General features: G+C 68.4%; 10 protein-coding genes. 8 read left to right on the top strand and 2 right to left on the bottom strand.

Annotation, left to right across the window (positions count from 1 at the left end; genetic code table 11):
* The first annotated feature begins 386 nt into the window (after nucleotides 1-386).
* The 4 genes from rsmD (at nucleotide 387) to HV783_RS09420 (ending at nucleotide 3,161) form a co-directional block, all read left to right on the top strand.
* Nucleotides 387-953 carry a 16S rRNA (guanine(966)-N(2))-methyltransferase RsmD gene (rsmD, locus tag HV783_RS09435; RefSeq protein WP_175189040.1) on the top strand — a complete coding sequence of 189 codons (567 nt, stop codon included), beginning with the start codon at nucleotides 387-389 and terminating at the stop codon, nucleotides 951-953.
* 58 nt (nucleotides 954-1,011) lie between these two features.
* Nucleotides 1,012-1,515, top strand: a complete 504-nt coding sequence (gene coaD / locus HV783_RS09430; protein WP_006385942.1) for a pantetheine-phosphate adenylyltransferase — start codon at nucleotides 1,012-1,014, stop codon at nucleotides 1,513-1,515.
* A 177-nt stretch (nucleotides 1,516-1,692) separates the two neighbouring features.
* Nucleotides 1,693-1,944, top strand: coding sequence for a YfhL family 4Fe-4S dicluster ferredoxin (locus tag HV783_RS09425; protein WP_049076136.1), 252 nt, complete (start codon nucleotides 1,693-1,695; stop codon nucleotides 1,942-1,944).
* A complete protein-coding gene (locus HV783_RS09420; protein ID WP_049076138.1) occupies nucleotides 1,941-3,161 on the top strand; it encodes a benzoate/H(+) symporter BenE family transporter in 1,221 nt (406 codons plus the stop codon). Before HV783_RS09425 ends, HV783_RS09420 begins: the two co-directional genes overlap by 4 nt.
* A gap of 73 nt (nucleotides 3,162-3,234) precedes the next feature.
* On the opposite strand, the gene HV783_RS09415 is transcribed toward HV783_RS09420, so the two are convergent.
* Nucleotides 3,235-3,621 (bottom strand): MOSC N-terminal beta barrel domain-containing protein, encoded by a 387-nt coding sequence (locus tag HV783_RS09415; RefSeq protein WP_054500708.1) that lies wholly within the window; start codon nucleotides 3,619-3,621, stop codon nucleotides 3,235-3,237.
* Nucleotides 3,618-6,110 (bottom strand): AsmA family protein, encoded by a 2,493-nt coding sequence (locus tag HV783_RS09410; RefSeq protein WP_175189037.1) that lies wholly within the window; start codon nucleotides 6,108-6,110, stop codon nucleotides 3,618-3,620. The genes HV783_RS09415 and HV783_RS09410 overlap by 4 nt, the downstream gene beginning before the upstream one ends.
* Nucleotides 6,111-6,446: 336 nt before the next feature.
* On the opposite strand from HV783_RS09410, the gene HV783_RS09405 reads away from it, so the two are divergent.
* The 4 genes from HV783_RS09405 (at nucleotide 6,447) to HV783_RS09390 (ending at nucleotide 10,986) form a co-directional block, all read left to right on the top strand.
* Entirely contained in the window at nucleotides 6,447-8,045 is a 1,599-nt protein-coding gene (locus HV783_RS09405; protein WP_054500706.1) for an MDR family MFS transporter, read from the top strand.
* A gap of 3 nt (nucleotides 8,046-8,048) precedes the next feature.
* Nucleotides 8,049-8,495, top strand: a complete 447-nt coding sequence (locus HV783_RS09400) for a MarR family winged helix-turn-helix transcriptional regulator (protein ID WP_054500705.1) — start codon at nucleotides 8,049-8,051, stop codon at nucleotides 8,493-8,495.
* A 173-nt stretch (nucleotides 8,496-8,668) separates the two neighbouring features.
* Complete coding sequence (locus tag HV783_RS09395; RefSeq protein ID WP_175189036.1) at nucleotides 8,669-9,166, top strand: DUF2938 domain-containing protein; 498 nt, start codon at nucleotides 8,669-8,671, stop codon at nucleotides 9,164-9,166.
* Nucleotides 9,167-9,372: 206 nt separating this feature from the next.
* Nucleotides 9,373-10,986 carry an ABC-F family ATP-binding cassette domain-containing protein gene (locus HV783_RS09390; RefSeq protein WP_175189035.1) on the top strand — a complete coding sequence of 538 codons (1,614 nt, stop codon included), beginning with the start codon at nucleotides 9,373-9,375 and terminating at the stop codon, nucleotides 10,984-10,986.
* Nucleotides 10,987-11,127: the final 141 nt, after the last annotated feature.

The raw sequence follows: 11,127 nt of genomic DNA, 5'->3' as shown, positions 1-11,127 counted from the left end.
CGGCCGGCGCGGCCGCGCTGGGCGTCACGGCCGGCGCGGCAGCCACGGGCGCGGAAGCGGGTGCGGCGGAAGCAGGTGTGGAAGCGGGCGTGGCAGCAGGCGCAACCACGGGCGCCGAGGCCTGCGGCTGCGGCACCACGGCCGGCGACGGTTGCGGCACGCTGGCCGACGCCGGCGCGGGCACCTCGGCGGACGGCACCGGCAGGGTCACCTCTGGCGTCGCGACGGGCGCGAATTCGCGCGCCGGAACGGCGGGTTCGACGGGCTGGGCGGGGACCTCGGCCTCGGCTTGCGGCGCGATCCCGGCATCCACCTGCTCCGGCGGCGGCGCGGGCTGGGCCGGCGCGGCGGGCGGAGGGGATTTTTTCTTGAAGAAGCGGCTAAACATGGGTAACAAGTATATTCGTATCGTCGGGGGCCAATACCGGCGCACCCCTATCGTCGTGCCCGACGTGGAGACGCTCCGCCCGACGCCCGACCGGGTGCGGGAAACGCTGTTCAACTGGCTCAATCACCTGTGGGGCGGCGAATTCGCCGACAAGCAGGTGCTGGACCTGTTCGCCGGCAGCGGCGCCCTGGGCTTCGAGGCGGCCTCGCGCGGCGTGGCGCACGTGCAGATGGTGGAACGCGACAAGACTGCCGCGTCCGCGCTGCGGACACTGCGCGACAAGCTCAAAGCCGACATGATACGCATCCATGTGGGCGATGCGATGCAGGTCGTCGAAAGAATGGATGCCTCCCGCTTTGACCTCATCCTGTTGGATCCCCCCTTCGGACAGGGCTGGCTGCCGCGCCTGTGGCCTATCCTGCCCGGCATCCTGGCCGAGGGCGGATTGGTCTACGTCGAGGCCGAAAACCCCATCGAAGCGCCCGACGGCTTCGAGATCCTGCGCCAGGACAAGGCAGGCGCGGTCCACTACCATCTGCTGGAATTTGCTGCATTGCGCAAATAGATCAATAATCCGAGCTTCGGAGGATGGTGTACACCACTAATAACGGTACGGAGCTCGCATGATCATCGCTGTTTACCCCGGCACTTTCGACCCGCTGACCAGAGGCCACGAAGACCTGGTCCGCCGCGCCGCCACGCTTTTCGACAAAGTCGTCGTCGGCATCGCGCACAGCCGCAACAAGAAGCCCTTCTTCAGCATCGACGAGCGCGTGGATATCGCGCGCGAAGTGCTGGGGCACTATCCCAACGTGGAAGTGCAGAGCTTCGGCGGCCTGCTCAAGGACTTCGTGCGCGACCAGGGCGGGCGCGTGATCGTGCGCGGCCTGCGCGCCGTGTCCGACTTCGAATACGAATTCCAGATGGCTGGCATGAACCGCCATCTGCTGCCCGACGTCGAGACCCTGTTCATGACGCCGTCGGATCAATACCAGTTCATCTCCGGCACCATCGTGCGCGAAATCGCCCAGTTGGGCGGCGACGTCAGCAAGTTCGTGTTCCCCTCGGTGGAACGCTGGCTGCAGGAAAAGGCCAAGGAACGCCGCGAGCAATCCTGGCCGGGCTGAGCGCTGCCGCTCCCCGCCTCACCGAACCCTCCCGGAGGGCGCCTTGTGCGCCCTCCCTGCGTTTTGGCGGACGGCAAGCGCCGGGATGGGCAGGTCGGCGCCAGGGGCTTGCCGGGCGCCCGTCGGGCCCGGCAGTACAATTGCAGTATCCCTGCCGGATTCCGTAGCCACCCCATCATGGCCCTGACCATCACCGAAGAATGCATCAATTGCGACGTTTGCGAGCCCCAGTGCCCGAACGACGCGATTTCCATGGGCGAGGAATACTACGTCATCGACCCTGACCGCTGCACGGAATGCGTCGGCCATCACGACGAGCCGCAATGCAAGGTGGTCTGTCCGGTGGAATGCATCGAGCTGCACCCGCAATGGAATGAAGGCCAGGAACAACTGATGGCCAAGTACCGCCGCCTGACCGGTGCCGCATGAGCGACACCGCGCAACCCGTCTTCGATCCCCCCGCCACCCGCCCCAACGCCCGCCGCGACCTGTCCGCCTCGGCGATCGCGGCCGGCCTGGTCGCCGTGCTGGTCAGCTTCGGCGGCACCGCCGTGCTGATGGTGCAGGCCGGCCATGCCGCCGGCCTGGACGCCGCCCGCATCGGCTCCTGGATCGGCTCGCTCAGCCTGGTGCTGGGCCTGGGCGGCGCGGCCTACAGCCTGCGCACCGGCCTGCCCATCGTCATGGCCTGGTCCACGCCCGGCGCGGCCCTGCTGGTGACCGCGCTGGCCGGCGTGCCGTTCCCCGAAGCCATCGGCGCCTTCGTGCTGGCCGCCGCGCTGACGCTGGCCTGCGGCCTGTTCGGCTGGATCGATCCCATCCTGCGCCGCATTCCCGGCGAAGTCGCCGCCGCCATGCTGGCGGGCGTGCTGCTCAACTTCGGCATGGGCATCTTCACCAATGTCGGCAAGCAGCCGGCGCTGGTGCTGGCCATGTGCGCCGCCTACCTGGTGTGCCGGCGCTGGGCGCCGCGCTACGCGGTGCTGGTGGTGATGGCCGTGGCGGTCGCCATGGCGGCCGGCCTGGGCCTGATGCGGGTCGACCAGCTCGACTGGCACCTGACCGAGTTCGTCTGGACCACGCCCGTCTTCAGCATGCAGGCCGCGATCAGCCTGGGCGTGCCGCTGTTCGTGGTGGCGATGGCCTCGCAGAACCTGCCCGGCCTGGCCATCCTGCAGGCCGCCGGCTACCGTCCGCCGGCCTCGCGGCTGGTCGCCGCCACCGGCTTGCTCGGCCTGCTGGCCGCCCCGTTCGGCGCCCACAGCGTCACGCTGGGCGCGATCAGCGCGGCCATCTGCACCGGCCCCGAAGCGCACGCCGAACCGTCCAAGCGCTACATCGCCGCGGCCACCTACGGCGTCAGCTATTTCGCGCTGAGCATCGTCGCCGGCGCGGTGGCGGTGTTCTTCCAGGCGCTGCCGGCCGCGCTGCTGGCGGCGCTGGCCGGCCTCGCGCTGCTGGGCACCATCATGGGCGGCATGGCCGCCGCCATGGCCAACCCGCAACGGCGCGAAGCCGCGCTCATCACGCTGCTGGCGACGGCCTCGGGCTTCAGTTTCTGGGGTATCGGTTCGGCCTTCTGGGGCCTGGTGGCGGGCCTGCTGGCCCACACCGTGTTCGAATACAAACGCAGGCCGGCGGCCTGAAGCAGCCGCTTCATGCGTTGCCGATGACAAGCGCGTCGCGCAGCGGCGCGCCCCCGGACTTCCCGCGCCAGACTCAGTCCGGCCAGACCGACACAGGCGTGTCCGGATGCACCTTCAGGATGCGGCACGGCACCTGCACGAAATTCGAGATCCAGGCGGCGGCCAGCTCGCCTTCGTCGACCACGTCGATGACCTGCTCGCCGACCTTCATGCTGTAGCGCACGCTGTCGTCGTCCTCGATCACGTCCAGCGGAATATCCATGCGCAGCATGCCCGGCGCGCGCAGCACCAGGTAGCCCAGGCGCAGTTCCACCGCCACATCGGCCAGCCGCGGGCACAGCTCGCGGTTGAGCCATTGGCCCGAATCGTTGGCCACCAGCCATTGGCGATGATACGGCGCGGCCTCGGCCTGCGCCGTCACGCCGCACTGGGCGATGGGCTGGAAGGTGGCGGCGCTCATTTGCCCAGCAGGCCCTTCAGGGCCTTGTCCACCGCCGCGCCGCCCTTGCCGGTCACGGCTTCACGCAGCTTGTTTTCCAGGCTGCGCTTGAGGATGCCGGCGACGGCGTCCTTCCACAGCAGCGTGTAGGTGGGCTTCTCGAACGGACCACGCACGTGCACCGGAATCGTCACGTCCTTCAGGTCGATCAATTCCTTGCCTTCCGGGTCGGCCGCCGGATTGACGACGCGCGCGCGCGCCACCAGGTCCAGCTCGCTCTTGACGAAGTCGATGGTGGCCGGCTCGCCCTGCGTCACGCGCAACAGCGGCGACACGACGTTCAGGCGCTTGACGCTCGCCACGCCCTTGGTGAAGGCCAGGTCCGCATCCATTTCCGAGAACGCGGTCTGCTTGCTGGTGTCGGCCGCCACCGTTTCGTCCTGCGACTCGGGCTTGAGCGCGGCCTTCAGCTCGCGCAGCGTCTGCGCCAGGTTGATGCCCTTGACCGCGCCGTCGCGCAGCCGCACCTGCAGCGTGCCGCCCAGGCCGCTCTTCATGGCGTAGGCGTTGGCCCCGGCGGTCTTCAGATCCAGCGCCAGGCTGCCGGTGCCGCTCAGCACGTTACGCTGCGCCAGGTCCACCAGCAGCGGTTCGATCGAAATGCCCGCCAGCGACATCTTGGTCGCCAACTGGTTGCCCTGCGCCGCGTCCACCGACAGCGCGCCGGCCAGCTTGCCGCCGTACAGGCCGGCGGTCAGGCTGGAGATATCGAGCTTGCCGCGGTCCAGCTTGACGGCGGCGGCGACGTCATCGGCCTTCAGGCCGCGCACCACCAGCTTGCCGACCTTGAGCGTGCCGTTCACGCTCGGGCCGACCAGCGCCGACAGGTTGATCGAATCATCCGCGGGCGCGGCCGGCGCCGGCGCAACCGGCTTGTTCTCGTCCTTCTTGCCGTCGGCGGGCGGCTTGGCCGGCGCGGCCGCGGCCGCCGGCGGCACCAGCTTGTCCAGGTCCAGCGTATCCACGGCCAGCGCGAAATTCACCTGCGGCGCATCGCTCAGCTTGGCGATGTCGGCGGTCAGGTCGAACTTGCCGCCTTCCAGCACCGCGTTGATCTTGCTGCTGGCCGTGTCCTTGGTCAGATCGACATTGAGGCTGCCGATCACGGGAATCTGCAGGCTGCCCTTGGGCAGGCCCGGGTCGGTGATGTTGACATCGCCGCGCAGCGCCGCCAGGCTGCCCTGGCGCTGCAGCAGGTTCAGCGACAGCGGCGAGGCGAAGGTCAGCTTGACTACGCGCTCGCCCTTCTTGGAGGTGCTGTCGAGCTTGGCTTCCTTGATGTCGAGTTCGGTGGCGTTGCCGCTGATGCCGTTCAGGCCAAAGCTGGCGTCCAGCCCGCTGATGCGCACGCGGCCGGTCAGCGCCTCGCCCGTGGCCTGCGTCGGCGAAATGTTCAGCGCCGGCGCGTCCACGGCGAATTCGAACGGGCCGTCGGCCACGCCGCCCTTGGCGCGCACCGCCAGCTTCTCGATCTGCAACTGGCTCTTGTGCGGGTCGATCGACAGCTTGGGCATGGCCACGCTGGCGTCCACGTTGGTGGCGCGCGCGGCCGGATCGGTGACGTCGCCCTGGAACACGACTTCCAGCCCGGCCACGTCCAGCGCCGACTTCTGGCCGTTGAACGCCAGGTTGCCGCGCATCGCCAGGCTCTTGGCCTCGGCGCCCGGCAGCTTGCCGTCCATGCGCAGATCGAGCTTCTGCGCCGCGTAGCGCTTGGCGGACGGGTCCAGCGTCAGCAACGCCTGGCCGGTCAGGTTGGCGTCGATGCGCGGGTTGCCGCCTTCCAGGCGCGCCGTCAGGCGCACGTCGAACGGCTGGTTGAAGGTGACGCGGCCGGTATTGGCGTTGATCTTGGTCACGGCCACCGCCATGCCCGACATCTCATCCTGCAGCAGCACCTCGCCATCCTTCAGGTCGAGGCCGGCGATGTCGATCTGCATGTTGTTGCGCGACGGCGGCAGCGCGCCGCTGGTCAGCGCTTGCGCGGCGGTCTGCGCCGCCCCCGCGAGGGCCTCGGCGGGATTGGCGGGCGTAGCCACCACAGGCGCGGTGCCGCCGACCAGGTTGCTGAAATTGAACTGGCCGTCCTTGCCCCGCACCAGGCGCGCCTTGAAGCCGCTGATGGCGACATGGTCCACCACGAAACTGTTGGACAGCAGCGGCCAGACGGCCACCGCCAGGCGGGTGCTCTCGATGGAGGCGAAGGTCTCGGTGCTATTGACCTCGGACAGCGACACGCCCTGCACCGACAGGCCGATGCGCGGGAACAGCGACAGCTCGATCTCGCCGTCGATCGTGAGCGTGCGGTGATAGCGTTCCTGGACCAGCTCTTCGAGCTTGTACTTGTACGCGTTGGGGTCGAACGTCAGCAGAAAGATGGCCAGGCCAACGACGGCCACGACAACCAACACCACCAGGCCTATCAGAATGCGCTTGAACCACGTTTTCATTGCCGCCCCGTCGGTACCTCGACTGGTAATCCTTGAATGCCATCCGCCGCGTCCGGCGCGGGAATGGCGCTATGCCGTCGCGCCCGGCGCGAGGCTTACTGATTTATCCGTCTTCGATCGCGTGCCGCCGCGTGCGTCAGGCCAGGGGCCGATACGCCAAGCGGAGAGGAACTGCCATGGAAAGACCTGCTGAAGACGCCAGCATGACCAGCGTGCACATACCGCTATCGTAACAAATCGGGCCCACCTGCGCGCCGGGCGCAAAACTGACGGTTTTCTGTCTTGCGGATTGTAGAGCTAGAATGATTGACCCATCAATCATTGATACATCCAACAATGCCCGCCCCCGCCCCCAGCACCCCTTATTCGCCCGGCCAGGTGCTCCCCTTCCGGCAGACCCTGCTCGCCATGCTGGGCATGTGCTTCGTCATGATGATGGTGGCCATCGACCAGACCGTGGTGGGCACCGCGCTGCCCACCATCGTGGCCGAGCTCAAGGGCTTCGAGCTGTACGCGTGGGTGGCGACGTCCTACCTGCTGACCTCGGTCATCACCGTGCCGATCTTCGGCCGGTTGGGCGACTACTATGGCCGCAAGCCCTTCGTGGTGGCGGCGATCGTGCTGTTCACGCTGGCCTCGGTGCTGTGCGGCGCGGCCGACAGCATGTTCACGCTGGTGCTGGCGCGGGCCCTGCAGGGCGTGGGCGGCGGCATGCTGGTGGGCACCGCCTTCGCCTCCATCCCCGACCTGTTCCCGGACCCGCACGTGCGGCTGCGCTGGCAGGTCATGCTCAGTTCGGCCTTCGGCATCGCCAACGCGGTCGGGCCGACGCTGGGCGGCGCGCTGACCGAGCACTATGGCTGGCGCTCGGTGTTCTACGTGAACCTGCCCATCGGCATCCTCGGCCTCTGGTTCGTCGCGCGCTACCTGCCGCACCTGCGCAATCACACCACCGGCAAGGTGCGCCTGGACTGGCAGGGCGCGCTGCTGATCGCCGCCGCGCTGGGCGGCCTGCAACTGCTGGTGGAACTGCTGCCCAAGGAAGGCCTGAGCGCCACCATCGTGCTGCTGGGCGCCGGCAGCGCCGCCGCCTTCGGCCTGCTGTACTGGTGGGAGCGGCGCTGCCCGCATCCGCTGCTGCCGTTCGACATGTTCCGCAACCGCGGCCTGGCGATGCTGTTCATACTGGCGCTGCTGGTGGGCGTGACCATGTATTCGCTGCTGTTCTACGCACCGCTGCTGCTGCAGGGCGGCTTCGGCCTGTCGCCGCAGGACGCGGGACTGCTGATCACGCCGATGGTGGTCTTCATCACCGTGGGCAGCATCATCAACGGCCGCATCATCACCCGCATCCGCAACCCCAACCGCATGCTGTACGCGGGCTTCATCCTGATGGCGCTATCCTGTATGGGCATCGTCACCACCCACAACTACACGCCGCACGGCCTGATTGCCGCCTACATGCTGATGGCCGGCCTCGGCATGGGCTTCATCATGCCCAACCTGACCGTGTTCGCGCAGCAGACCGCCGGCCGCAGCCACCTGGGCATCGCCACCGCGCTGCTGCAATCGCTGCGCATGATCGGCGGCATGCTCGGCACCGCCGTGGTCGGCACCATGGTCAACCACAGCTATTTCAGCGGCGTTGAATCGACGCTGCGCGGCGCCTCGGCGCGCTGGCTGCCGCAACTGGACGACCCGCAGATGCTGGTCAATCCCCAGGCCCAGACGCAGTTCCTGGCACAATTGGCGCATCAAGGCCAGGATGGAACGTCGCTGATCGAGATCGCGCGGGTGGCGCTGGTCGGCGCCATCCACGAGGGGCAACTCATCGCCCTGGCGGTCGCGGTGCTGGCGCTGTGGTGCGTGCGGCGCGTCCCCCTGGTGCAATTGGCGCGCGTCTCCAAGCCGGAGCCCGCCAGCGTCGGAGAGTAGCTTTTGCCCAAACAACAACAGGGCCTGCAGGTCATCCAGCACATGGGCCAGACCTACCGCGTCATGCAGAGCGCCTTCAGCGGCCGGGTCGGCCACGCGCTGCCGCGCTGGCGCATCCTGCTGGCATTGCATGAATGCGGCCAGTGCTCGCAGAAGCACCTGGCCGAGCGCTGCCGCCTCGATCCCGCCTCGCTCACCCGCCAGTTGCAGGCCATGCAGAAACTCGGCTGGATCGCGCGCGCCGTGGATCCGAACGACAACCGGCTGACCAACGCCCGCCTCACGCCGGCCGGCCAGGCCGTGGTCGACGAGGCACTGCCCAAGCGGGCGGCCTTCTTCGACGAATCGCTCAAGGGCCTGTCGGCCGCCGACATCGACACGCTGAACCGGGTGCTGAACGTGCTGGAAGAAAACTTCCTGCGCGCGGCGGGTGGCGGCAAGGGCGAATAACGGCGCCGGGGCCGCCCGTGGCCGCGCTGCAAGCCCACAGGCAAAGGCCTTCCCACCGGCGCCGCTTCGCGCGGGCAATATGCCCATCATCGGTCCGTGACGTTGACACTCGGAAACGTTATTGAATAACATTCAATCAATCTATTGATTGTTGTTCACTTGCCGGAACCCGCATGCCTCCTGAGCTATTCCTTCGCGCCGTGCTGATCGGCGTCGGCGCCACCCTCGTCATGGACCTGTGGGCCCTGCTGCTCAAGCGCCTGTTCGGCGTGCCATCGCTGGATTACGCCATGGTGGGCCGCTGGCTCGGCCATCTGCCACAGGGACGGCTGACCCATCCCGGCATCGCGCGCTCGGCCCCCGTGGCGGGCGAACGCGCCATCGGCTGGATCGCCCACTACGCCATCGGCATCCTGTTCGCGCTCCTGCTGCTGGCGATCTGGGGACCGGCCTGGGCCGCGCGGCCCACGCTGCCTCCGGCGCTGATCGTCGGCATCGCCACCGTCGCCGCGCCATTCCTGATCCTGCAACCGGGCATGGGCGCCGGCCTCGCGGCGCGCAAGACGCCGAAGCCCGCGGTGGCGCGGCTGCGCAGCCTGATGGCGCATGCGTCGTTCGGCGTAGGCTTGTACTTGGCGGGATGGGCCGTGGCGCAGGCTCTGGGGGCCTGAAACGGCGCACGCCCCCGTCAACTCGGGCAGCCTTGCCTCGCGCGAATTTTGCCAATTCCGCCGAGGGCTTTTACAGTATCGGCCTGGATCACAGTCATCGAGGTATTCGTCCCATGCGCCATTGATGCCGCCGTCGCAATGACGGCCAGTCTCCACCCGCCCCCCGCTCGCAGGGGGAGTTCCTGGCATCCCTGGAAGCATCACGCATGACGACTCCGTATCTCACGCTGGAAGGTGTGTCGTATCTGCTGCCGGACGGCAGCCCCCTCTTTTCCGGACTCGACGAAACCTTCGACTCGCGTCCCACTGGTCTGGTCGGGCGCAATGGCGTTGGCAAGACCGTGCTGGCGCGGATCCTGGCCGGCGAGTTGCCGCCATCGAGCGGACGCTGCCTGCGATCGGGCAGCGTCTTCTATCTGGCCCAGCAGGTCTCCCCGCCGCCCGGCGCCACCGTCGCCAGTCTGGCAGGCGTGCAATCCACGCTGGAGGCGCTGGCGCGCATCGAGGCCGGCAGCAGCGCGCCGGAAGACTTCGAATGCGTCGGCGACCGTTGGGACCTCCGCCAGCGCCTGCACCACGCGCTGGAACGCGACGGCCTGGGCCATCTCGACGCCGCGACACCCGCCAGCAGCCTCAGCGGCGGCGAAGCCATGCGCGTCGCGCTGGCCAGCGCCATGCTGTCCGAAGCCGACTTCCTCATCCTGGACGAGCCCACCAACCACCTGGACCGCCGCAACCGCGAGGCGTTGATCGAACAACTGCGCCATTGGCCGCGCGGCCTGCTGGTCGTCAGCCACGACCGGCAACTGCTCGACACCCTGGCGCGCATCGTGGAGTTGTCATCGCTGGGCCTGCGCGGCTATGGCGGCAACTACGGCGTCTATGCCGCCAGCAAGGCGCAGGAACGCGCCAATGCGCTGGAGCGGCTGGAACACCGCAAGCTCGAACGCCGGCGCGAAGAACAGGCGATGCAGGCCCAGCGCGAACGGCAGGAGCGCCGGCAGGCGCGCGGCCAGCGGCACGGCAAGCAGGCCAACCAGGCCAGGATCCTGCTCGACCGTCAAAAGGGCCGCAGCGAGGATTCGGCCGGCAGATTGAAGCAGCAACACGCAGTGGCCCACGAACGCTTGGCGCAGTCCGTGCGCGAGGCCGCGGCGCAAGTCGAAAAGGACGCAGCGATCTCGCTGCACGCCCTGCCCGTCGCGCAGGCGGCGCAGCGGCGCGTGGCGCAACTGGACGACGTCACGCTGCCGTTCATCGCGGCGGCCACCCGCCATGTCAGCCTGCTGCTCGGCGGCCAGCAACGCGTGGCGGTCACCGGCCCGAATGGCTGCGGCAAATCGACCTTGCTGAAGGTGCTGGCGGGCCAGCTTGCGCCCCTGTCGGGCGAGAGGAAGGCTGCGCCCGAAAGCGTCTATCTCGACCAGCGGCTGGCCGGCCTGGCCTCGGAGCAGCCCGTGCTCGAACAACTGCAAGCCGCCAATCCCAACCTGGACGAAGGCGAACTGCGCACACGCCTGGCCCACCTCGGCCTGGATGCGCGCAAAAGCCTGGCGCCTAGCGGCTCGCTCAGCGGCGGCGAACGGCTGAAGGCGGCGCTGGCGTGCGCGCTCTACGCCGATCCGCCGCCCCGCCTGTTGCTGCTGGACGAGCCTGGCAACCACCTCGACCTGCCCTCCATGCTCGCCCTCGAAAGCCTGCTGCGCGGCTATGCCGGCGCGCTGGTCGTGGTATCGCACGACGAGGCGTTCCTGGACAACCTGGCGCTCACGGACAGGCTGCGGGCCACGCAACAGGGCTGGCTGCTGGAGCCCTGGTAAGCCTTCCGCCATGCCGACGCGTCGGCATGGCGGTGAAGCCCCGCGCACCGCGTGATCGCACAGCCTGATCCCGCTCTCGCGGCTGGCCCCCTTAAACAAGTCTTCTTTTGCCGACCCGTTGCGCATAGCGTGGGCCAACCC

The sequence above is a fragment of the Achromobacter dolens genome, from assembly GCF_902859745.1.
Classification (GTDB): domain Bacteria; phylum Pseudomonadota; class Gammaproteobacteria; order Burkholderiales; family Burkholderiaceae_B; genus Achromobacter; species Achromobacter dolens.
Note: the sequence above shows the minus strand (reverse complement) of the source record. Positions and strands in the feature narration are given on the sequence as shown.